This window comes from Myroides sp. C1519 (assembly GCF_038039755.1).
Taxonomy (GTDB): Bacteria; Bacteroidota; Bacteroidia; order Flavobacteriales; family Flavobacteriaceae; genus Flavobacterium; species Flavobacterium phaeum_A.
Genome location: NZ_JBBPHM010000008.1, coordinates 87140 through 112627, shown reverse-complemented (window position 1 = coordinate 112627; position 25488 = coordinate 87140). Strand labels below are relative to the sequence as shown.

Sequence of the window (25488 nt, the reverse complement as noted above, 5' to 3'; positions counted from 1 at the left end):
AAATGGATAACCTTATAAACCCAATATTTACGGATTTAAACGCTAATACCGTTATAAGTCATTTAAAACAGATTACAAGTACAAATTCAGTTTCTCACTCTGATATACTACAAACATTAATTTCAGAGATTAAACCTGTAGATTATCAATCTTTGGCTTATCCTGAAGTAACTGATTTAAAAAAGAGATTGTTACTAATTGAAAAAGATAGTGAAGAAGCGTTATCTATTCAATCAAAATTGGATAGCTTTAAAATTTCAGAAAAGCATCATTTGATACTAACAGTTGAAAATGTTATAGAACAGGCTGAGCTTAATGATTGGGGTATCTGTAAACAAGATTGTTATATTTATTCTTTTAATGGTTGTTATTGGAAAGTATTAGACAAAGAATTATTTCAAAGTTTTTTAGGGCAATCAGCTGAAAAAATGGGCGTTGCTAAATTCTCGGCTAAACACTTTCAATTCAGAGAAAAACTATTTAAACAGTTTCTTTCTACAGGATATTTACAAAAGCCTGAATCCAATAAAAACACGGTATTAATCAATTTACTAAACGGAACATTTGAAATAAGTGGAAAAAAATCCATTTTAAGAAACTTTGACAGAACTGATTTTCTAAACTATCAATTACCTTTTGAGTACAATGCTCAGGCAAATGCGCCAATGTTTGAAGCTTATTTGAATAAAGTATTACCTGATATAGCTATGCAAAACATTTTAGCTGAATATTTAGGCTATGTTTTTTTAAAACAAGGTAGTGAGGGCTTAAAACTTGAAAAGGCTTTGATTTTATACGGTTCTGGGGCAAATGGTAAATCAGTGTTTTATGAGGTTGTAAACGCTTTATTAGGGGCTGAAAATACAAGTAATTATTCATTACAGAGCTTAACAGACGAAAACGGTTATTATAGGGCTAAAATAGCAAACAAATTAGTGAACTATTCAAGCGAAATAAATGGAAAGTTAGAAAGCTCAATATTTAAGCAATTGGTTTCGTGTGAGCCTGTAGGTGCAAGGTTACCGTATGGAGAGCCTTTTGAAATTCAAGAATATGCAAAAATGATTTTTAACTGTAACGAGCTACCTAAAGATGTTGAACATACAAACGCATATTTCAGACGTTTTTTAATTATTCCGTTTGAAGTAACTATTCCAGACAATGAAAGAGATACTCAACTGTCAAATAAAATTATCAAAAACGAGCTTTCAGGAGTGTTTAATTGGGTTTTAAAAGGATTAGAAAGACTTTTAGAACAGAAAAATTTTACTCAAAGTGATAAGGTAAATAATGTTTTAGAGGAATACAAAATTCAATCTGATAGCGTTAAAATGTTTCTTGAAGATTATGGCTTTTCAAAAAGCTCAAATGATTATGTTTTGATAAAAGAATTGTACATTTTATACAGAGCCTTTTGTAATGACGATGGTTGTAAGCCTGTTAATAAGAAGAACTTTATTAAGCGTTTAGAAAGCGACAACGTAAATGTAAAGAGAATCAATAAAGGTAATATCGCTTATGTTTCAAGTAAAGAATACCTGATATAGTATGACGACAAATTATAGATTTATATTAGAAAAGGGCAGTAAAAAACATTACTGTCCTACTTGTAACAAAGTTAGGTTTGTTCGATATGTAGATACTGAAAAAGGAGAGTATTTACCTTTGCCTTATGGTAAATGTGATAGGTTGGTTAATTGTGGAGCTGATTTTAACCCGTATAAAGATGGGTATGTAAAAGGAATGGTAAAAGAAAATCCCTCACTTATGAGTTTTAAACCTCAGCCCATTAATCAAAATAAAAAATCTTATTATATCCCTGTTGAGGTACTAAATGAAACCTTATCAGGCTACTCTATAAATACATTTATTCAAAATCTATTATTCAAAGTTAGGTATCCATTTACAAAAGAAGATGTTGAGAAAGTTATTGCATTATACAATTTGGGTACAGTACAATTTGGTTATCGTAAACAGGCAATTACTTTCCCGTTTATTGATGTTAATAACAATATTAGGGCAATTCAAGTAAAAGAGTTTAACGAATTAAATCACACTAAAGGAACTGATTTTTTACACTCAATTATTGAAAAGCAGTATCTAAAATCAAATAAACAACTACCTGATTGGTTGGAAAAATACTTGACAAACGATATTAAAGTTTCTTGCCTCTTTGGGGAGCATTTATTGAATAGATACAAAGACAATCCTGTTGCTTTGGTAGAAGCGCCTAAAACAGTCATTTATTGCAATCTATATTTTGGTTTACCTGAAAGCCCTAAAGATTTACTTTGGTTAGCAGTTTACAACCTGAGCAGTTTGAATTTAGAAAAATGTAAAGCCTTAAAAGGGCGTAAAGTTTTCTTATTTCCTGATTTATCAAAAGACGGTAAAGCATTTGAATTATGGAGTAACAAAGCTAAAATGATAATGAATGCAATGAAAGGAACAATTTTTAAAGTTTCTGATTTACTTGAGAAAAATGCTAATGACAGTGATAAGGAACAAGGAAAGGACTTAGCAGATTACTTAATTACTCAAGATTGGCGTTTATTCAGAAATAAACAATAAAGTGTAAAAAGTGCAAAAAGTGAATGCGTGAAAACAACTTATTATTTTTTGTTACTATGCTAAATTTAATATTCCGATACACTCATACGCGTACGCGCGCGCGTAATTGTCTCCGAAAATTAGGTTTATTAAATAAAAGGGTACTTTATCGGTATCCTTTTATTGTTTATAATAGTTTTTGAAGTATAGACTATTGATAAGTTACCCCCTTATAAAATCGCATAATATCGCATAATAAAGATTGATATTAATCTTTTAAGATGTTGGTAAATATTTAGTCAAAATGTTAGCAAATAAATCGTCTTAATGAGTTTTTAAACTAAGTGGTTTTATAGGGAGTTTTATAAAGTTTGTACTTGTTTTGTACCTCATTTGTACCTTGTTTTTGTAACTATTTGATTTACATAGCTAATTACTTTTTGTATCGGTAAATAAATTACGTTTCGCTTGTTAAGATATACTTTCTTTTAATTGACTATCAGCAAATTAACACTGATAGTCTTTTCTTTTATGTTCTTTTATATGTATATTCGTTGCAACAAAATCATCACATATTTTAGATATGTAGCAAATTGCATCACATAATGAAAGTTACACTAAGAGAACGATTATTGCCAAGTGGTAAAATCAACCTGTCTATAGAATATTATAAGGGTACAATACAACAACCTAATGGTAAAAGAAAAACCGTTAGAGATTACGAAAACTTAAAACTCTTTTTACATGGCGAACCTAAAAATGCTAGTGAAAGAAAAGAGAATAAAGAAACAATGGTACTTGCCAAACAAATTTTAGCTATTCGTGAGGCAGAAGTTTACCAAGGTAGGTATGAACTAAAGAACACCACCAAAGGTAAAAGACGCTTTTTAGACTTCTTTCATGAGAAAACGGAAGAGAAAGCTGATAGTCCTAAAAACTATGGTAATTGGACAGCTACAATGGTTCATTTAAAACGTTGTGTTTCTTCTAATATTATTTTTGATGATATAGATGAAGATTTTGTGAAACGTGTTCGAAAATATTTTGATAAAGAAGCTCGTACTAAAAGTGACCTTCCTTTATCTCTAAATTCAAAATACTCATACTTTAATAAATTTAAAGCTTGTTTACGTGCTGCATTTGATGAAGGCTACTTAGCTATAAACTATGCTTCTAAAGTTAAATCATTTGAACAAGCAGAAAGTCAAAGAGAATACCTAACTTTTAGTGAAGTACAACGATTAGTTCAAACTGAATGCAAGTATGAAATTTTGAAGCGTGCCTTCTTGTGGTCTTGTTTAACAGGAATTAGGTGGTCCGATATCAATACTATGACCTGGTCAGAGGTACGTGATGAAGATAATACAAGTCGTATAAACTTCAGACAAGAAAAAACAGATGGTGTTGAATACCTTTACATATCTAAACAAGCTCGAGAACTATTAGGAGAGCGTAAAGGCAATATGGATCGGGTATTTATAGGATTAAAGTATTCTGCTGTATATAATAATGAGATAGTACGTTGGTGCAATAGGGCTGGTATTTCAAAGCACATCACCTTCCATAGTGCAAGACATACAAACGCTGTTCTTTTACTTGAGAACGGTGCGGACATTTATACAGTATCTAAACGCTTAGGGCATCGTGAAATCCGTACTACTGCTATCTACGCTAAAATAGTAGATGAGAAAATGAAAGAAGCCTCTAATTTAATCCCTGAACTAAGTTTTTAAGACTATGACTGATAAAAAATTCAAAGAACAATTAATCAATTTAATAAAGACTGATGATGAAGTACGTTCATTGGTTTCTGACATAGTTATTCCAGAAGTTGAAAACCGATTTGTAGATATATTCATAGAAAGAGCAAGAACGAAATATGAAGCAGAGTGTGATGCAAATTTTCATAAGATACCTATAGAGAATGAAAATAGTATTCAAAATCAATTAGATGATTATTTTTACTATATAGCGAGAGAAATTGAATGCTATAGAATACAGACATTTCAAACAGAAATGAACAAAGAATTAGCATTAGAACATCAAAATAAACTAATTGAAATTGAGCAAGAATATCAAAAAATGAGGGAGGTTCAACAAAAAGAATGGGATAAACAAGATGCCTATCTTAATGCAATACCGAAACACAAGCTTAATGAAAACAGACTTATAGAAATTTATGATTACTTAATCACAAACAAAATGATAGAAGGAGGTTTTGATCATTTTAGAGGTTTCTGTAAGATGTATGGTGGAAAATATAATTTAAATTGGATTGATACCAAAGGTTATAATAACAAATCAAAGAGAGTCTGTTATCCTCTTTTATTCGACCTTATGCACAATATTATATTTAGTAAGAAAAAAGCATTTGCAGAAGGAAGTAGAAAAATATTTTTGACAAGCATAATGGAAGGGATGAAATTCGATGGAGAATACGTTAATTACCAAAATTTAAATACGGCTTATTCAAGTTGGATAAATCAATATATCCTAATAGATAAATTATAGCTTAAAATACTGGATTATTAGGCATTAGCTTATTTACACAACACTTTTTTTTTAAGTCTTTTGTGCTATAACATAATAAAGGAAAGCATATGAAAGCAATAGAAAAAAAAGATCTATTATTAGAAAATGTATCTCAACTTGAACAAATGCTATTTCAAACAATTGTAGAATTCGGAGTGTTTAAGAATCAAATAATGCACCAGCAACAAGAATTGAAAGATGCGATTGAAATAGATAGGAATAAGCAAAAAGAAATGCTCAATGTACAGGAATTGTCTGAATACATAGGTATGTCAACATCAAGTATATATAAGTTAGTTTATAACAACAAAATTCCATTCTATAAACCGAATGGGAAGATTTTATATTTTGATCGAGTAGAAATAAACGCTTGGCTACGTCAAAACAAAAGTCAGTCTATATCACAGATAGAACAACAAGCTTTAGACTATTCCTTCAAGAATAGAAAAAAATAAAGCGTTCAAAATTGCAGTTTGAACGCTTCAGATTAATATTGTCTCACTCATAAGAGTATGATGCAAATATACGCATTATACTCTTATCAATCAACTATTTATTTAATGGAAGATATAAGCGTATATGATATATCGACACGCAAGGACTCCGTGTATGATAAAATTCACGAAGAACTAACTAAGTATTTCACTATCAAATTCAATGAAATCTCTTTAGAGTTTGAAATATTTAGTTCAAAATCAAATAAGCCCCTTGAGTTTAACGAATCGTCTCTTTTAATACATCTACATAGAGAGAAGCTAAATGTTAGTCCACAGGCGTTTAAAACCTATCTAAAGAGCCACTTTATAGAGCGATATAATCCTATCATTGAATATTTCGAAGAATTACCCACTTGGGAAGGAAAAGACTACATAAAGCAATATGCTTCTTATGTAAATACAGACGATAACAATCTTTTTGCTCATCATTTATTAAAATGGGCAGTAAGAGCTGTTAAAACAGTTATACATCCAGAGCAGATCAATAAACACTGTTTAATCTTAGGAAATGGAGAACAAAATGCGGGTAAATCTACCTATTTAGAAAACCTTTGCCCTAAACCACTAAAGCGTTACTACTATGAAAACATAGGAGTTAGTAAGGATGATAGAATTAAGCTATGTAAAGCTTTTATTATCAATATAGAAGAATTGGATATCCTGGGAAAATATGATATCAATTCTATTAAATCCATTATATCACAGACTACGGTAAACGAACGTTTGCCCTATGCTGAAAAATCCTCTTTGCTTTATCGTATTTGTAGTTTTGTAGGAAGTACTAACAAGCTTGAGTTTCTAAATGATGAAACAGGTAGTGTACGTTGGATCGTATTTGATGTGCTTGGTAGAGTCAACTTTTCCTATAGTCAAGAGTTTAATATCGATAATTTTTGGGCACAAGCCTATCATATTTATAAACATCAGCCCACATTCAAATCAGATCTAACAGTTGAAGAAGTAATAGCTAATGAAAAAAGAAATGAGCGTTTTACAATACAAACTGTAGAAAGTGAATTTGTACTTCGATTTTATGAAATCAGTGAAGATATAGAAGATTTTAGAACAGCAACAGAGATAATAACAGAACTAACTGTAATGGGACACAAATTAAACCATAAACAAATTGGAACTGCATTAAGGAAGCATGGATTTAATAGAATTAAACATGCAAAAAGACAAGTGTATGGTTATTTAGCTAAAGCAAAATTTACAGACTCTCCATGGGGTTTTAATGAATAATTGCTCAATATCTCAAATTATCTTACCTACTTACCTAAAAGCTTTTATTTAATTGATTTACAGTAACTTATTTAGGTAGGTGAGATAATTTTCTACTTACCTAATTACTGTTTTTTAGGTAAGATGGTAAGATGAAAAACAACTTACCTTGATGTTTAAGTTATTGTTTAATAGTAACTTATGTTAAAAAGGTAGTTAGGTAAGTAGAAAACACATTTCAGAGCATATGATAAATTGTAACGAAGCAAATAAAATTAGTTTAGTCTCTATTTTAGATAAAATAGGTGCTAAAAAAATTAAACAGAATAATCGAGAAATTTGGTATTTAAGTCCATTTAGAAATGAGAAAACTGCATCCTTTAAAATTGACCTCTCAAGAAACATTTGGTTTGACCACGGAGAAGGAAAAGGAGGAAATGTTTTAGATTTCTTAATGCTTTATCATAGCTGTAATATTAAAGAAGCGTTGCAGATTTTAGACAAAGGATCTTTTTCTTTTCACCAGCCCATTTTTTATGATAATGCTGTTGAAAAAGAAAAGAACTATGACGTTATAAGCATTAGTTCAATTGAGAATAAGTTATTGATACATTACGCGAAGCAAAGAGGTTTAAATTTTACACATCTACATAAGTATTGTAAAGAGATACATTACAAGAGGAATAGTAAAGTATATTTCGGTATTGGTTTTAAAAATGTTTTAGAGGGGTATGAAGTTAGAAATAAGTATTTCAAAGGATGTTTGAGAAGTAAGAGTTTTTCTTTTATAGATAACCAAAGTAATAATGTTATTTTATTTGAAGGTTGGATAGATTTTTTAAGCTTAATAATTCTATATCCAAACATTGAGAAACGATTTGATTTTATTGTTTTAAATAGCACTTCTCAAAAAGAATCTATTCCCAATTTACAAGTTAAGTATAGCAAAATTTATTTGTGTTTTGATAATGACTTAGCAGGAGATGAAACAACTTTTTATTTTCAAAATTGCTATATAAATTCAACAAAAGATATTCGGTATTTATTCAAAGAATATAAAGATGTAAATGAATGTTTGGTTAAAAGAAATAAACTATAATAGTTTTAGAAGGAGATGATTTTCTGTTGGTGTTGTTATAGCAAGAGGGTACTGCGATAAATCGCAGTAGAAATCATTAACTCCTGTATTTCAATTGTTTATAACGAAAAATTAAATTGTAAAAATGCTTTTTTATATGCTTAAGTACTTAACTGTTTGTAATATAGTAATTTATAATAAAAATATGCATGCATGTTTTTATATTACAGGAATACGAAAAACAATTAATAATATAATAACTAATTCATTTTAAATCAATTATATGTATGCAAGATTTTAAAGATACATCTATAAGAATTAAAGGCTCAACTAAGAACAAGTTAGATAAACTTTGTAAAGAATATCAGTATAAAAAAATAAACGATTGCGTTGTAGCTATGATTGATTTCTTCATCCAAAATGGTCTGAGTCCTCAGTCTAATATCAATCTAAATTTAGAAGCGAGTCTTGATAAAATAAATAAAGATTTTATCAAAAGAGATGATAGTTTTCGTAAGTGGTTTGGTGATTTGTACTATAAAAAGGTAGTTTTTTTAATGAAACAATCAGAGGATATTTTTGATCAAAATAATAAGATCTTGAATTTAATTGAAGATAAGTTTAAGAGAGAAATTATGGAAGCTTTAAAAGAAGATAATATATCTTTTTCTGACAATTCAGAAGAATGGAAACAGAAGTATTTTAAAGTTTTAGATGATAAAGAAGAAGAATTAATAGAGGAAAAGGAAACTGTAAGATTTTTGAAAAATAAACTAAAAAGCTTGATAGAAAAAGTTGAAAGGAAATCAAGTTTCTCTAATTCTTATATAATAAGACTTACACAAGAAGAATTGAGAGAATTCCAAGGTAGTTAAGTTTTAAACGGTGTTTAGTGAGAGAAAATATTATTATTACTTTTTTAAATCTTTGTAAGCAATAAATAATGCATCTGTAATTAGATTTTTTACGGACGTGTTTTCTTTAATGGCTTTTACCTTCAATTGATCCCTTAGGTCTGAAGTAATTTGAAAATTAAAAAGTATTTCTTGTTTTTTTATTTTCTCTTGTGTTTCCTGAATAGATTCAGTTTTAATTACTTTTTCAAAAAGATTTTTTGCCATAGCCTTGTAAATTAAAAAAGCGTGGAACTAAAATCAATCCGTTATAGAGGTACTAGGAGACCCAACATCCAGAAAGACTTAGCCCACGCCAAAATAAGGCACGGGCGTAAGTCTGTCTAAATTATGGATGTTAAGAAGATTCCTAGTTTTCTATAACCAAATTCGACAGCTTACGCTTGTTCGTAATATTTTCAAATGCAAATGTAGGGAATAAACCATAATACTGAAAATACTCTTTTTCTTTTCATCAGTAAATGTCAATATTAAATAATTATACCTTTTATGGTATAATTAAAGAAGGTGTAAGTGATATTATACCCGAAGGGGTATTTTTTAGTTTTATTTATGTATATTTATACCTGAAAAGGTATAGATATGGATTCAATACAATTATTTGTAAAGCAAAAACGAAAAGAATTAAAGCTTACGCAAGAGGATTTAGCGCTAAATGCTGGTGTAGGCTTGCGTTTTGTACGAGATTTAGAACAAGGCAAGAAAACACTCCGTTTAGACAAAGTAAACGACGTATTGGCTTTGTTTGGTAAAGAGGTAGGTGTAATTGATAAAATAAAGGAATAATGACACGACAAGCAAAAATATACTTTCAAGAGCAATTAGCAGGTTATCTTCTTGAAGGAGACAGCGGATATTCATTTCACTATGACAAGGATTATCTCAATACTCCAAATCCTAAGCCGATTAGTTTAACGATACCGATATCCGAAAATGTATATCACAGCAATGTTCTTTTTCCGTTTTTTGATGGGTTAATTCCTGAAGGATGGTTATTAGACATTGGAGAAAAACATTGGAAGCTTAATCCACGTGATCGTTTTGAGTTGCTAATTAACTTATGTAGAGACACTATTGGCGCTGTTTCTGTTTATCCGATGGAGGCGGACAACCATGAGTAATTGTTTATTTTGTTATCAACCTGTTGAAACAGGTAATTACCACACCGCTTGTTCAAAGAAATTCTTTGGAACAACACAAGTTCCTACATTAGAATTAGATAAAGAACAATTGAATAAGTTAGCGCAAATCACCGTAAATGAGCGATTGGCATTAACGGGTGTTCAGCCTAAAATATCATTGAGTTTAAACAATGAAAACGGTAATAAACGACTAACTTTAGTTGGCTTGTGGGGTGATTATATCTTAAAACCACAATCTACCGATTTTGCTTTTATGCCAGAAGTAGAAGATTTGACGATGCACTTGGCAAGACTTTTTAAAATCGAAACTGCTGAGCATGCTTTAATTCAGACCTCTACAGGTGAAATCGCTTATATCACTAAGCGTTTTGATCGTGAAAAAGGAAAAAAAATACACGTAGAAGACTTATGTCAACTTTCAGAATTATTAACCGAACAGAAGTACAAAAGCTCTTACGAGCGTGTAGGAAAAATTATTAAACAACATACTACCAACTCAGGGTTAGATGCAATAAAGTACTTTAGACTAGTTTTATTTAGCTTCTTAACAGGTAATAATGATATGCACTTAAAGAATTTTTCGTTGATGCATACAGATAGAGGTATTTTGTTTTCACCAGCTTATGATCTTCTAAATGTAAATCTAATTTTTCCTGAAGATAAAGAGGATTTAGCGTTAACCTTGGGAGGTCGTAAAAGAAAGATTAAACGTGAAGATTTTGATCAATTGGCTGTTAGTTTGGGTATTACAGAAATTGTAAAAAACAACATCTATAAAGACTTTTCAAAACAGATGGGAAAAGTACACGATTGGATTGAGAATAGTTTTTTGACTGATGAATACAAAACGGAGTATATTCATATTTTTGAAACTAAGATGAAGCAGCTAAGAATGTGAAAAACAATAACAACAGCGAACCCTGTTCGTACTATTTTCTACTATAAATGTGGGGAATAAACTATAATATTTAAAAATACTGTCTTCCTTTTCACTAGCAAGTAAACCTTCTTTACTTTGTTTTCTTATGCTTTCACTTGTTTTCTTTTTAATACCATATTAACATTTCCTATATTTACACGGAAAGAATAGAATGTTAAATAAGAGACTATTTATATAATCAAAATATTTTATTTCAGATAAATATTTTTTATACCCATAGAAAAACAAGTTAGGAAAAAGTGTAAAAAAGGTAATTGGAGGTAAAAGTGAATAACCTTGTGTTTACGTTTTTGATATAACCAAAGAGATATTTAACAAAATAAAAAATACTAGAGAAAAAATTAAAAAAATAATTAAAGTAAGTTCAGTTAGTTTAGATAGTGAAATTTGTGAAATTCACACTATTATCTACGTAATAATTTTATCAAAAGAATAGAGAAAAAAGGAATAGATATTACTGGTTAATTCCTCTTTAGATTGATGAGGAAAATTTTACAGTAAAAAAAACAGAATGAGTGTAACACCTATTTTAAAAAGGATTATTTTTTATGAAAATTATGTTACTATAATGAGTTTAGAAAAGAGCTATGTTCAGCGCATTAGCTATCCAATATCTTATAATCAATTAGAAGGAGCTTATAATCATATAAATTATTATTATGAGGGACTTAAGTATGAAGACGATTTTTGGATATATTAATTTAGAAAACATTATGATCAACCAATACCAAGCTAAATATTACGCCTACGAATTATCCAAAAAGGCATCTTCTGATAGCCCTGAAAAATTTGGAGCTACCTTAATGGATGCTAAAGTAGAATTGAATCCTCATCAAGTTGAAGCTGCTTTATTTGCTTTCAAATCACCTTATTCCAAAGGAGCAATCCTTGCTGATGAAGTTGGTTTAGGTAAAACGATAGAAGCAGGAATCTTATTAAGCCAAAAATGGGCAGAAGGAAAAAAGAAAATATTAATTATTTGTCCTTCGTCATTACGTAAACAATGGGTTAATGAATTAGAAGATAAATTCTATTTAAAAGCTGAAGTATTAGATAACATCTCTTATAATAAAAAATCAAAATCGGGTATTAAAAATCCATTTGATAACGGTTCTACAATCAAAATTTGTAGCTATCAATTTGCAAGAAAACGTGCAGAAGAAATTCAGCTGACTTCTTGGGATTTGGTTATCTTAGATGAAGCACATTACTTAAGAAATGCTTACAAGTATGGCAATGTAACAGCACAAACCATTCAAAATGCTATTCGTGATTATAAAAAAGTTTTGCTAACTGCAACTCCGCTTCAAAATAGGTTAGACGAATTATACGGTTTAGTATCTTTTATAGATCCTGAGATTTTTGGCGATATCAAAAGTTTTAGACGTAATTACATTTTAGAATCTGGCAACAGGGATATTGACGGATTAAAAGATAGATTAAATTCTATTGTACATCGTACTTTACGTAGAGATGTGAAAGAGTTTATTAACTATAGAGCTCGTATTCCTATTACACAACAATTTACACCAACTAAAGAAGAGCAAGAATTATACGAAAAGGTATTAGAATATTTAAGGCAAGAACGGACCTATGCATTTCCTCCTGCACAAAAACATTTAATGCAATCGGTTATTTTCAAACTCTTAGGTTCATCTTCATTCGCAATAAGCAGAACACTAGAATCATTAATTAAACGATTAAAAATGCTACTTGAAAATTCTAAGGTAGTAGAAGATGATTTGTACGAAATGTTTTTAGAAGAATATGAAAACTTAGATGATGAATTTGATGAGGGAGAAATTATAGATGACGAGGACTTTACAGAAATAACTTTAGATGATAAAATTGCTATTGAAGAAGAAATTAAACAATTGGAAGAATTTCTCATTTTAGCCAATAGTATTCAGCATAATGAAAAGGGAGAAAAATTACTTATTGCTTTAGATAACGGTTTTGCAAAATTGAAAGAATTAGGCGCTAAGCAAAAGGCGCTAATTTTTACAGAATCTACAAGAACGCAACAATATTTACTAGAGCGGTTATCCAAAGAGAAATACGCAGGAAGAATCCTAATTTTTAATGGTAATAATTCTGATCCGATATCGAATCATATTTATAGAAATTGGATTGAAGCTGATAAAAATGCAGGTAAAATTACAGGTTCTAAAGCTGTAGATATTCGTCAAGCTTTAGTTGATGCTTTTAAAAGTGATCAATACGACATTATGATTGCTACCGAAGCTGCTGCAGAAGGTATCAATTTGCAATTTTGTAGTATGATCGTGAACTATGATTTACCATGGAATCCGCAAAGAGTAGAACAGCGTATTGGTCGATGCCACCGTTACGGTCAGGAGTATGATGTAGTGGTTGTTAATTTTATCAATGCAGCTAACGCCGTTGAAACAAGAGTTTATGAATTATTAGAGCAGAAATTTAGACTATTTGATGGAGTTTTTGGCTCATCAGATGAAGTTTTAGGAACCATTGAAAACGGGGTAGATTTCGAGAAACGAATTATAGAAGTTTATAAACAATGTCGAACGAAAGAAGAAATTGAAACCTATTTCAACCAATTACAAAGTGAGTTCGAAGATCAGATTAATCAAAAAGTCAAAGATGTACAATCTAAACTTTTTGATCATTTCGAGGCAAGTGTGATCGAGAAGTTGCGTACAACCTATTCAGAAACAAAAGTTTTTATTGAAAAATTCGAAAAATGGCTATGGGAGCTAACAAAATATTACTTCCAAAACAAAGCTCGTTTCATAGATGATGATTATACCTTCATTCTTGATAATGGTGAAAAATATACTTTAAATAAGAAAAGAGAAGACGCAAAACGTTTTTTAATTAATGGTGCTATTGCTCAAAAAATAATATTTCAAGGGAAAAAGGAACATACACCATTAGCTCATCTTCAATTCAATTGGTCAGATGCAAAAGCGACAAATTCGGAAATAGAAAAACTGAAATCAAAATCTGGCATTATCAAAATAAGTAATTTGGAAGTCGTGTCTGAGATAGAATCACATTCTGTATTACTTTTTTCGGGATTAACTGATGCTAACGAAGTTTTAAATGACGATATTTGCCGCTATATTTTAAGCTTAAACTCAAAGATAAAAGGTAAATTAAATGGCGATGTTGAACGTATTGCAGATACGCATTTAAAAGTAAAAACAGAACGTCTTAATTATCTGAATGATACCGATGCTGCTTTAATGCAAAGGGAATTTAAAAAATTCCATAACTGGGCAGATGATCGCATTTTTGAATTGGAAAGTGAATTGCGCGAAGCTAAAAAAGAGGAAAAAGAAATTGATAAACAAGCGATGCAAGAAGGTTTATCTGGTTCAGAAGCATTAGCACTACAAGAGCAATTGGCAAAAGCGAAAAAGAAAGTTTCGCGTTTAAAAAGGCAAATGTTTGAGCGCGAAGAAGAGATTGAACTAGAGCGTGATCAAATGATTGAAGAAGCCAAACAAAAATTAAATAGAACAATAAAAGAAGAAGAAGTGTTTACCATTTCTTTTGAATTGATATAAGTATGAACAATTACATAAAATTACAAGAAGTTTTAAAGGAAATTTTTGAGATGGATAAAGCGGATTTAGATTTTGGAATCTACCGCATTATGAATCAAAAACGCGATCAGGTAATGGAGTTTATCGATCGTAAATTACCTAAAGACATCAAAGATATATTATCCCAAACCCAATCAAAAGATTCTGCTACAATTCAGGCAGAATTAGATCAGATGGGTAAATCACTAGACGATGCTGGCGTAGCTCGCGAATCGGCACCAAAATATGTAGCACTGAAAGCACAATTAGAAAACGCAGTTGATACCAATGCGTTAGAACAAGAAGTGTTTTCGCATTTGGCAAGTTTTTTCAAACGTTATTACAAAGACGGTGATTTTATTTCCTTACGTCGATACAAGAAAGATGTGTACGCTATTCCTTACGAAGGCGAAGAAGTAAAATTACATTGGGCAAACCACGACCAATATTACATCAAAACTTCTGAATATTTAAAGAATTATGCGTTTAAATTAAGTGATGGCAAGAAAGTCCATTTTCAATTAAAAGAAGCTTCTACCGAGCAAAATAACAATAAAACGCAAGGTGATGCCGAACGCCGTTTTGCTATTTACGAAGAACAACCTATCGAAGTCATCAATGGTGAATTGTTTATCAATTTCACTTACGAACCTCATAAAAAAACAGTTAAGCAAGACGATTTGGCAAAACATGCATTGGAAGTTATTCAAAATAATATTCCTGCTGAATTTGCATTGGCGTTTGATAAAGCTCCAACGGAGAAAAACAAAAACCGTACGGTATTAGAAAAACATTTAAACGATTTTATTTCGCGTAACAGTTTCGATTATTTTATTCATAAGGATTTAGGTGGCTTCTTATCGCGCGAGTTAGATTTTTACATCAAAAACGAAGTCTTATACATTGACGATATCAATACGGAAAATCCAGCCTATTTTACAGCGCAATTATCGAAGATTAAAGCGTTGAAATTGGTAGCATCTAAGATTATCAACTTCTTGGCTCAGATCGAAAATTTCCAAAAGAAATTATGGCTAAAGAAAAAGTTTGTGATCAGTACAAACTACTGCATTACTTTAGACCGTATCCCAGAGAAATATTATCCTGAAATTGCTTCCAATGAAGTACAGCTTAATGAATGGAAAGAATTATTTAATGTTGTCATTCCATCTTCGGAGGCTGAGGCACTCGAAGCCTTACGTAACGAACCGTTCTTAGTTGTTGATACCAAATTCTTCTCAGAAGAATTCAAAGACAAATTACTTGCCGAGTTAGACAATTTAGATGAAAAAACCAACGGATTATTAATCAATTCAGAGAATTTCCAAGCTTTGAATCTGATGCAGGAGAAGTATCAAGAAAAAATTAACGGTATTTATATTGATCCACCATACAATACGAATGCTACTGAAATTGTTTACAAAAATGAGTTTAAAGACTCATCTTGGTGTTCTCTTATAGAAAATAGAGTATCTCTAGCTAAGAACTTACTAAGTAGTTATGCAATCTCTTGTACAACAATTGATGAATGCGAAGTTGATAATCTTTCATTAATCCTTAAATCTGTTTATAATAATTATAATATCCGACCTACAATTATTGAATATAATCACCGTGGAAGAGTTAAAAGTAATTTTGCAATTACTCATGAATATGGCTTATGGACTATTCCTGAGGGACAAGATTTAATTACTAAAAAAAGAGAGATTTCAGATGATATAAGACGTAATTTACGTAGAACGGGAACTGATTCTTTGCGGACTGATGTACCTAAACAATTTTATGGAATTGAAGTTAATAAAGAAACTTTGCAAATAGTGTCAGTACATCGTTCATTAGAAGTAGACGAAGAAATTCCGCCACATGATAATCCTGATACTGTTGTTATATATCCCATAGATGATGATGGTATCCAAAGAAGATGGTATTATGGAAGAGATAGAGTCGAATTAGAAGCAAATGATACTGTCTGGGCAAAAATTATAAAAGGAAATTATCATATTCATTATCATCAAGACGGTAAAGCTAAAATGCGTAAATCAGTATGGGTTGGCAATTTAATGGATAGCAGTACACATGGTACTGAGTTGTTAAACGATATTTTTGGAATGGGTAGTAGAGACTTCTCATTTCCTAAAAGTATTTATGCAGTTAAAGATTCTTTAGAGGCATTAACAGATAATCCAAATGCTATTTATTTAGATTATTTTTCTGGATCAGGAACAACAGGACACGCCACCATAAAACTAAATCGTGAAATTGAAGATAATAACTGTAAATATATTTTAGTCGAAATGGGTACGTATTTTAATACGGTAACCAAACCACGTATCCAAAAAGTGATTTATACGGACAATTGGAAAAATGGTCAGCCACAAGATAAAGAAGGGATCTCTCAAATCTTCAAATACCAAGTATTAGAATCGTATGAAGATGCTTTAAATAATCTAGCCATTACATCAAAAGCGCAAGATGGTTTCTTACAGTTTGCAGAGGAAGCTCAGGAAGAATATATACTCAACTATATGTTGGATGTAGAAACGCAAGACCATTTGTTCAATATTCAAATGTTCCGCAATCCGTTCAACTACCAATTAAAGGTAACAGAAAACAACGAGTTGGTACCAACCAAGGTCGATTTGGTAGAAACCTTCAATTATTTAATCGGTTTATACGTAGAGCGTATGCAACGCGTAGGCGACATCAAATTTGTAGAAGGTAAAACACGCGAAGGGGTAAAAACTTTAATCATTTGGCGTAATCTGGAAACAACAACCAATGAAGAAACGGCACAACGTTTCCGTAAAATATACGATAGTGTACGTTCTTCAGAATTTGATCAAATCTACATCAATGGCGATCATCATTTTGATAATATGCGTACTGGTGAAGATGTCTTCAAAGTAAAATTGATAGAAGAGACGTTTTTTAAGCAAATGTTTAATATTTCGGAATTGTAATGGTAAATTTAGCTGTAAAAAAGGAACAGGATCTTCATATCAAGACTTTAACAATTTGCCAGTTATTGCAAATGCAGAATTTAGTTATTCCTGTGTATCAACGTCCCTATAAATGGCAAGAAAAACATGTTTCGCAGTTGATAGAAGATATTAATTTCTTCAAGCGAAAATCTGCATATAGGTTGGGAACATTAGTTGTGCACAAAGATGAAAATAGTAATGCATTAAATATTGTGGATGGTCAGCAAAGAACCATTAGTTGCATTTTATTATTCAGAGCTATTTGTGAAACAGTTAAAATTGAAGATCCACGCTTAAAAAAAGAAATAGAATCTATTAGTAAAAACCTAATTGATTTTGATTTCAGTAATGAAACTACAGCTTACAATATTAAAAACAATTACGCAGTAGCAAGACGTGCAATAGCTAAATGTGATGAAGATTTTGTGAGGTTTTTTCTAAACCATTGCGAACTGATTTATTTCGAGATTGGACATATCAGCGAGGCTTTTCAGTTTTTTGACTCACAGAATGCCCGAGGGAAAGACTTAGAACCACACGATTTGCTGAAAGCATTTCACTTGAGGGAATATGCAGAAAATGATGAAAAATTGAAATTAAATAATGTTTCAATCTGGGAAAAACACCAATCAAGTGATTTAGCCAAATTGTTTTCAGAATATTTATTTAGAATTCGTTCTTGGTCAAGAGGAGAATCGGCTCAGTTTTTTGACAAAAATAAAATATATCTTTTCAAAGGAGTAACCATAGAAAAGATTGGTGATTATAAGTATGCAGATTCTTTGAGAATTTTGCATCATTTTACAGATGAGTACAACAAAAGTTATCATCGTCAAATTGATTTGAGCAAGAAGCCTTATCCTTTTCAGTTGGACGCTCCTATTATCAACGGAAGGCGTTTTTTTGAAATGATAAATTATTACAAAGAGGTTTTTGATATGTCTGTTAAAAACATCCAGACCCATCAGAATCTCGCAGAGAATTCAAAGAATATTTTCAGCACGATAAAAACGTATGATGGATGGGAACGAACGGGTGATACTTATGTAAGAACACTGTTTGAGTGTGCTTTGGTTTTTTATGTGGACAAGTTTGGTTTTAATCATATTAACGAAGCTGTAGAAAAAATATTTGCTTGGGCTTATCGTCTACGGTTAGAATATTACGCAATCCAGTTTGTTAGTGTAGATAATTATGTTTTGAGCAATAATCTTTTTTCTGATTTTAAAAATAATTATTCGCCGCAGGAGGCATTATCACGACCTGTTGACTATAATTTTACAGCACAAAGAAACATCAGTGAATTAGAAAAAATATTAAAATCACTTTATTACATTAGTTAATGTCACATCAGGTACAAACATACAATATCAAAGAATTATTTAATTCAGGTAATTATAGAATTCCTGTATACCAACGCAATTATGCTTGGGGCAGAAGTGAGATCATACAACTCATTCAAGACATTATTGATTACATCCCTGAACAAAGAAATTATTATATAGGAACGCTAGTGGTTTATCCTCAGAGAATTAATGAGGAAACAGTTTACGATGCAATCGATGGACAACAAAGGCTTACTACCTTATCCATAATGTTATCCGTTTTAAAAAATAAATTTGGACAAGCAAATTGGTTTGATAAGCAAATATTGCATTTTGAAAGCCGTCCCCTTTCACAAAATGCTATGAGTTTTGCAAAGAAAGGGTATTTTGACGGGCACAAAGAATATCATTCTACGATTAAAGAGGCTTATGATAGCATAGAAATAGAATTAGAAACAAAAATCACTAATGGCTTAGCCATCGAAGAATTTACTGAATTTCTCACCGATTTGGTAACTATTCTCCGTGTTGAAGTTCCGCATGACACCGATTTAAATCACTATTTTGAAATAATGAATAACAGAGGTGAGCAACTGGAAAAACACGAAGTGGTGAAATCAATGTTATTGGATGTTCTCTACGATGATGAGGATAAAAATAATAAACGAACTCAAGAACTCTTTCATATCATTTGGGATTCTGTTCAGAATATGGAACGCTATGTTCAGTTTGGTTTTGAACCTAATTTACGTAAGAAATTATTTGACAAAGATTGGTCCAATCTTGTGGTTGAAAACACTAATGAATTATTAGATATTTATCAGGATTTTCAGCAAAACAATAAAATAGCTGGTGATTTTAAGATGAATATCCATGATATACTAACCAGTCAAAAACTATTTCGAAATACAGAAAATCAGTTAGATCAATCAGAACGATTTACTTCGCCTATTAATTTTCAAAACTTTATATTGCATATTTTGAAAATTCAGACGGAAAGTAAAGACATTTCTTTAGACGACAAGAAGCTAATAGATTTCTTTAAGCATGAAATTAGAAGTAGGTCAAAAGAAGAAGGTAAACAGTTTGTGTTAGACTTTATGTTTAATCTGTTGCGAGGAAAATGGTTAATGGATGCTTATGTAATCAAAAGACAGTTTGTAACCGATAAAGAAGGATGGAGCTTATTGAAACTTAAATCAAATGATGGTAAAAAAGGCTACTATGTGAATACTTTTGGAAAAGATGAAGCATTGAATAAGAAAAGAGGAGATTGGAGTAATGAATATATTATTATGTTACTATCTATGTTTCATGTTTCTACACCAACAATGATTTACAAACATTGGTTAAATGCTGCTTTGTTTCATTTAATTAATTCAGAGGAGATAGATTTTGAAGCATATCGAAATTATTTAGAAAAAATAGCAAAGCAGTTAATTAGTTTTAGATTTTTGAATAGTGATAAATGTAGTAAATTAGACTATCATCAATTGATCTATTCTCCTGATGATGTAAGTGAAGATTATCCAAAAATAGAGTACGATAATTCCCTACTCAATTATAAAGCTATAGAAAATAATTTAGTTTTTAACTTTCTGGATTATGTTCTTTGGAATGAATTGGATGTGGGTGATGAGGGAGTCGATTTTGAGTTTACTTTTCGAAGTTCTGTGGAACATTATTATCCCCAAAATCCTATTGGAGGAAAGCCGTTAGCGGATAAAAATGCATTACATTCATTTGGAAATTTGTGTTTAATTAGTCATCAAAAAAACTCAAAACTTAATCATCATTTACCATCTGCAAAAAAGAATTACTATTCTAAATTGAATAGTAAAAATGGATTAGCTTATGACAGTTTAAAACAGTATGTAATGATGACAGAGTATGATGCTGATTCATGGGATGAAAAAAGTATTGAGGATCACCTTAAAAAGATGATTGATAAATTGAATGAATTTATCCAAAAATTAAATTAGAAAAAAAATGAACTTCCACGATAAACTCGTTTTAAATAAGTATATGTTATCACTTTTCGGGATTGATAGCATTGGTAAAAAAATAGTAGGTAAAAAAGGTGTTGAAATTTTTACCGATTTAAAGTTGTCTTCTAACGAAGGGTATACTGAAGAGGGAAATACTAAATATTTACAATCGTTAATTAATCATATGTATAACTCTGAGCATCTGACTGCTACGATGTTACAAACTTATGATGAAAACATAGTACGTTATACCAAACAAATCTCTGAAAAAAGAGAGGAAATCATTACTTGGAAATATTTTCAATACCTATCGCTTTTGTTTACGGAAGTATATTTAGATAAATACTTTAGAAATAAAGTAAAGCTTTTAGCAGATTTAAATGAATTTATTAAAGAATTTAATTTAAAAATAGCGAAAGAAAATGCAGGTAAGAAAAAAAGCAAAGACACATTTATTGCACAACCATTTACTTTAGACAACTTAAATAAGTTGGCATTTTGGAATGCTACAGGTTCAGGTAAAACCTTATTGATGCATATCAATATCAAACAATACTTGAATTATTCCAATCATTATAATCAGCACAACCAAAACAAAGTGTTGTTAATAACACCTAACGAAGGATTAACAAAACAACACTTAGAGGAATTTAAATTATCAGATATTCCTGCAAATAATTTCTATAAAAATGACTCAGGAATGTTTTCTGGTAAACAAGTGGAAGTTCTTGAAATTACTAAATTAGCTGAGAACAGTGGGGAGAAAACAGTAGCTGTAGAAAGTTTTGAAACGAACAACTTAGTTTTGATTGATGAAGGACATGGTGGTATGTCTGGCGATTCTTGGAAAAGATTTAGAGATCAGTTGAGTTTGACAGGGTTTGCTTTTGAGTATTCCGCAACCTTCGGTCAAGCAATCAATGCCGCTTCAGGGGCAAAGAAAAAAGAATTTACACAAGAATATGCAAAGAGTATTTTATTTGATTACTCATATAAATATTTTTACGAAGATGGTTACGGTAAAGATTACCGTATTTTAAATTTAAAAGAAGATAATGAAAATTATCAGCAATTATATCTTACCGCAAATTTAGTTTCTTTCTTTCAGCAGCAATTATTATTTAAAGAAAAGAAAAATGAATTAAGAAATTTCTTATTACATAAACCATTATGGATTTTTGTAGGTGGTAAAGTAAATGCAGTTCGTAAAGAGGGAGATAAAGAAGTTTCAGATGTTTTAGAAGTTATTTATTTCTTAACCGATTTCCTAAAAAATCCATTAGATTCAATTCAAAACATTGAGGCTGTTATCAATAATAAAGCAGGTTTAGTGGATAAAAACGGTTATTCTATATTCGAACATTCATTTTCTTATGTCAACGAGCAAAAGTTGGATGCCAATACAATTTTCAATTTAATTAATGAATTAGTGTTTAACAACACCACAATTGGTGCCAATTTATATATAGATAATTTAAAAGGTGCAGATGGTGAGTTAGGTCTACGTGTAGGTGATAATGATTATTTTGGAGTAATTAATGTAGGTGATGAAAAGAAATTATATGATTTAGCAATTAAAAATAATGTCTTAGGAAACGAACGTGATTTTTCGGAATCATTATTTAAAAAAATCAATGAGGAAACTTCTACTATTAATTTATTAATCGGTTCTAAAAAATTCACAGAAGGTTGGTCATCTTGGCGAGTTTCTTCAATGGGGTTAATGAATGTAGGTAAAAGTGAAGGATCACAAATCATTCAGCTATTTGGTCGTGGTGTTCGTTTAAAGGGATATAACTTCTCATTAAAACGTTCTACAGGTCTCGATGAGTACCAAAGACCTGACAATATTAAAACCGTAAAAAAACATTTAAAGCACCTAGAAACTCTTCAGATTTTTGGTATAAAAGCTAACTATATGGAGAGGTTTAAAGAGTTTTTAGAAGAAGAAGGTTTACCTGCTAACGATTCATCTTGGATAACGATTAAAGTACCTACAATTCAAAAAGAAATTATTCAGCAGAACAAATTAAAATTGATTGCTGTTAAAGATTCTGAAAACTTTAAACAAAAAGTTATTTTACCATTAATTTATAAAGCTTCTATTTTTGATGGAAAATTGATCGAATTAGATTGGTATCCTAAAATAGATGTATTAGAGAAAAAGAACTCTGGAGTAGTAATAACTAAGAATGAAGCAGTTTTGACTGCTTTCCATCTTTCAATGTTAAATTGGAACTCTGTTTACTTAGAACTTCAAAATTTTAAAGCAGACAAAGGCTACCATAATTTAAAAATTGAGTTAGAACAGTTACAAGATATCATTCAGCAAGTATCTTGGTATAAATTATTAATACCAGAACATAAAGTTAGTTTCAAGCAATTTTCTAATGTTCATACTTGGCAAGAATTAGTAGTTACATTACTTAAAAAATACATAGAGCAGTTTTACCTATTTTATAAAAATGAATTTAGTTCTGATCACGTAGAAGCTATTCAATTAAATGGTTTTGATGATAACTTTGTGTTAGAATATGATTTTAGATTAAATACAGAAGAAGAAATTCAACAGTATCAAACTAAAATTGAACAACTGAATGAAGAGGTAATAGACCCAGCTTTTACAAATGTTCAAATTGGATCTGAAGTGGATGCATTTGATAATATATTACATCTGTACAAGCCATTGGTTTATGTAGGAAAAGGTTACAAAGATAAATTGCAAGTAAGTCCTATTCCTTTAGATATATCTGAAAAGCAATTTTTAGACGACCTTATTACCTATGTAGCTTCTAAACCAAGTAGTTTAGATGCAAAGGAAATTCATGTATTGAGAAATCAAAGTAAAAAAGGTTTAGGCTTTTTTACTGATGGAAATAATTTCTACCCAGATTTTATATTATGGATCATTGAAGGCGAAAAACAAATCATTAAGTTTATTGATCCTAAAGGAATTCGTAATTCAAGAGGTATAAATGATCCTAAAATACAATTTTATAAAGTATTAAAAGATAAGATTCAGCCACAAGTTGAAAGAGCAGGAATAGAGCTGGACTCTTATATTATTTCCAATACTTCTTATTTTGTAGTGAATTGGAAAGGTAATCTGGATATTGAAGAATTTAATAAGAATCATGTTTATTTTCAGAAAGAGAATGCTATTGATTACATTGAAAAAATATTAATAAAATAAATTCATCACATCCGCATCACATAATTCTTACAACCCCTTGTTTTACAAGGGTTCTAAGATATTGTATCGGTAAATAAAGCACTAAAAAACAAAATACCAAAGCGTTGTAATCCAAAATACAACGCTTTTTTTGTGAAATGTAATGAAAGTGTGCTATACAGTATTTACAAATAAAACTTATTAGATTATACCTCATAGAGTATAGTTTAAGGCTGTTGTAGCGATATTATACCCGATAAGGGTAATTTTCGATATCTAAATCTACAATCTAAATTGGTGAACCATATTTTATAAAGAGAGTTTTCAAAATAAGGAAACACTGACTTTACAGCACACGATAATTACAAGAACATTTTAAACTATTTTGATATAGAATTGTATTACTTTTACAAACGAAATATATACGTTTTAAATAAAAAAAAATGAGATCTGAAATTTGTTCTTGTCAAGGCTTAAATAGTAATTGTAAAAAATGTTTTGGAAGTGGATTTGTTTCTACCGAAACTGTAACTAAGTCTGCGGACTACAAAAAAGGAAATAAACAACAACAATTGAAATCGTTGGTGCCTAAAAATTTAGATCTATTATCAAAAAATGAAGTAGAGGCAATTGCAATTAAAATCATTGGAGGTTTAGACCAAAAATCAAAAAAACAAATGCAAATTTTAAATTCAATTCCTTTTAATACCACAACTTTTAGAAGAGATTTTGGTGATAAATTCGAATTACTTAGTTCCTTAGAAGTTGAAAAACAACATTTAAGAAATGAACTTTTAATTATTGATCAAGAAATTATTCTGAAAAACTACAAAAGTAATTTCAAGTTTAAGCATTTTTTATCTGATAAGGATCTCGACGTTACATCAAATCGTCAGCTAAAAGAATTAATTCGTGCTTATAAAAAATTGAAAAATATCTAAAGTAATCGAGTAAAGAAAGATCGTTAGATAATTTTATACACACGTTTTAAAAAAGTTATAGCTCCAATAGTATAGTTTACAACATTAGTTTTTTTGTATAATTATACTTTTGTAATAGTAGTTGTTTTTGATAAAAACGTTTAAGTACCACGATAATGTTACTTATATAAAATACTAAAAATAAAAATACCCAAAGCGTTGTAGTACATACTATAACGCTTTTTTTGTACCCTAAAGCCATCCTCTCCATTTTCAATCTCCCCATACCTAACAAGGGTTTTGATTACACCATGTTCGAGACAAGTTCGAGACAAGTCCCACATTTACTCGGAAACAGGGGGGTATTTCCGAAGGAGTGTAGAAGCAATGTGGTATTAGTCTCGAATCAGTAGTAACCAAAACTAAGCGCAGAGTAGTCTTTTTTATCAATTATCGTCATTTCTTTCAACCTTTGGCTTCCACAAATAAGAGAGAAGTACTTTCATATAATCAGCAGATTTAACCAATGTGTCTTTCATAATCAGCAAGTATTTATTGTTTAAGTCAAAATTAGATATTCCCAATGTTAGTTTTAGTTTATAAGGCAAAATTAGACATCCCTACAAGACAATAATTTCAAAGCGGTTATTTTGACATCA

Annotated in this window: 18 protein-coding genes; 17 read left to right on the top strand and 1 reads right to left on the bottom strand. The window is 30.4% G+C overall.

The genetic code is table 11. From position 1 onward, the window contains the following. Window positions 1-2: 2 nt before the first annotated feature. From AABL81_RS06590 to AABL81_RS06555, 8 genes are all read left to right on the top strand, one after another. On the top strand, window positions 3-1547 hold the full coding sequence (locus tag AABL81_RS06590) for a DNA primase family protein (protein WP_286431470.1): 1545 nt from the start codon (window positions 3-5) through the stop codon (window positions 1545-1547). Window position 1548: 1 nt separating this feature from the next. Next, entirely contained in the window at window positions 1549-2571 is a 1023-nt protein-coding gene (locus tag AABL81_RS06585) for a DUF6371 domain-containing protein (RefSeq protein WP_286431472.1), read from the top strand. A gap of 584 nt (window positions 2572-3155) precedes the next feature. Next, on the top strand, window positions 3156-4283 hold the full coding sequence (locus AABL81_RS06580) for a site-specific integrase (RefSeq protein ID WP_341340639.1): 1128 nt from the start codon (window positions 3156-3158) through the stop codon (window positions 4281-4283). A 4-nt stretch (window positions 4284-4287) separates the two neighbouring features. Then, window positions 4288-5061, top strand: a complete 774-nt coding sequence (locus AABL81_RS06575; RefSeq protein WP_341340638.1) for a hypothetical protein — start codon at window positions 4288-4290, stop codon at window positions 5059-5061. Between the two features lie 89 nt (window positions 5062-5150). Next, a complete protein-coding gene (locus tag AABL81_RS06570; protein WP_341340637.1) occupies window positions 5151-5537 on the top strand; it encodes a helix-turn-helix transcriptional regulator in 387 nt (128 codons plus the stop codon). A gap of 57 nt (window positions 5538-5594) precedes the next feature. Then, the gene (locus tag AABL81_RS06565; RefSeq protein ID WP_341340636.1) at window positions 5595-6821 is read left to right on the top strand and encodes a VapE domain-containing protein; all 1227 of its coding nucleotides are present in this window, start codon (window positions 5595-5597) and stop codon (window positions 6819-6821) included. A gap of 226 nt (window positions 6822-7047) precedes the next feature. Then, window positions 7048-7899, top strand: coding sequence for a CHC2 zinc finger domain-containing protein (locus AABL81_RS06560; RefSeq protein ID WP_341340635.1), 852 nt, complete (start codon window positions 7048-7050; stop codon window positions 7897-7899). Between the two features lie 266 nt (window positions 7900-8165). Next, window positions 8166-8753, top strand: a complete 588-nt coding sequence (locus tag AABL81_RS06555; protein WP_341340634.1) for a BfmA/BtgA family mobilization protein — start codon at window positions 8166-8168, stop codon at window positions 8751-8753. Window positions 8754-8789: 36 nt separating this feature from the next. Here the strand turns inward: AABL81_RS06555 and AABL81_RS06550 are convergent, their stop codons facing one another. Next, on the bottom strand, window positions 8790-8999 hold the full coding sequence (locus AABL81_RS06550) for a hypothetical protein (protein WP_341340633.1): 210 nt from the start codon (window positions 8997-8999) through the stop codon (window positions 8790-8792). Window positions 9000-9374: 375 nt separating this feature from the next. Between AABL81_RS06550 and AABL81_RS06545 the strand changes: the two genes are divergently transcribed. From AABL81_RS06545 to AABL81_RS06505, 9 genes are all read left to right on the top strand, one after another. Continuing rightward, the gene (locus tag AABL81_RS06545) at window positions 9375-9578 is read left to right on the top strand and encodes a helix-turn-helix transcriptional regulator (protein ID WP_341340632.1); all 204 of its coding nucleotides are present in this window, start codon (window positions 9375-9377) and stop codon (window positions 9576-9578) included. Next, window positions 9578-9913 carry a HipA N-terminal domain-containing protein gene (locus AABL81_RS06540; RefSeq protein WP_341340631.1) on the top strand — a complete coding sequence of 112 codons (336 nt, stop codon included), beginning with the start codon at window positions 9578-9580 and terminating at the stop codon, window positions 9911-9913. The genes AABL81_RS06545 and AABL81_RS06540 overlap by 1 nt, the downstream gene beginning before the upstream one ends. Further along, the gene (locus tag AABL81_RS06535; protein WP_341340630.1) at window positions 9906-10832 is read left to right on the top strand and encodes a HipA domain-containing protein; all 927 of its coding nucleotides are present in this window, start codon (window positions 9906-9908) and stop codon (window positions 10830-10832) included. The genes AABL81_RS06540 and AABL81_RS06535 overlap by 8 nt, the downstream gene beginning before the upstream one ends. A gap of 716 nt (window positions 10833-11548) precedes the next feature. Continuing rightward, complete coding sequence (locus AABL81_RS06530) at window positions 11549-14425, top strand: SNF2-related protein (protein WP_341340629.1); 2877 nt, start codon at window positions 11549-11551, stop codon at window positions 14423-14425. A 2-nt stretch (window positions 14426-14427) separates the two neighbouring features. Then, the gene (locus AABL81_RS06525) at window positions 14428-17403 is read left to right on the top strand and encodes a DNA methyltransferase (RefSeq protein ID WP_341340628.1); all 2976 of its coding nucleotides are present in this window, start codon (window positions 14428-14430) and stop codon (window positions 17401-17403) included. Then, on the top strand, window positions 17403-18767 hold the full coding sequence (locus AABL81_RS06520; protein WP_341340627.1) for a DUF262 domain-containing protein: 1365 nt from the start codon (window positions 17403-17405) through the stop codon (window positions 18765-18767). The genes AABL81_RS06525 and AABL81_RS06520 overlap by 1 nt, the downstream gene beginning before the upstream one ends. Beyond that, window positions 18767-20731: a DUF262 domain-containing protein gene (locus AABL81_RS06515; RefSeq protein WP_341340626.1), complete on the top strand. Its 1965-nt coding sequence runs from the start codon at window positions 18767-18769 to the stop codon at window positions 20729-20731. The genes AABL81_RS06520 and AABL81_RS06515 overlap by 1 nt, the downstream gene beginning before the upstream one ends. Before the next feature lie 43 nt (window positions 20732-20774). Continuing rightward, window positions 20775-23930, top strand: coding sequence for a DEAD/DEAH box helicase family protein (locus AABL81_RS06510; protein WP_341340625.1), 3156 nt, complete (start codon window positions 20775-20777; stop codon window positions 23928-23930). A 422-nt stretch (window positions 23931-24352) separates the two neighbouring features. Continuing rightward, window positions 24353-24850, top strand: coding sequence for a hypothetical protein (locus tag AABL81_RS06505; RefSeq protein ID WP_158211142.1), 498 nt, complete (start codon window positions 24353-24355; stop codon window positions 24848-24850). The last annotated feature ends 638 nt before the right edge of the window (window positions 24851-25488 follow it).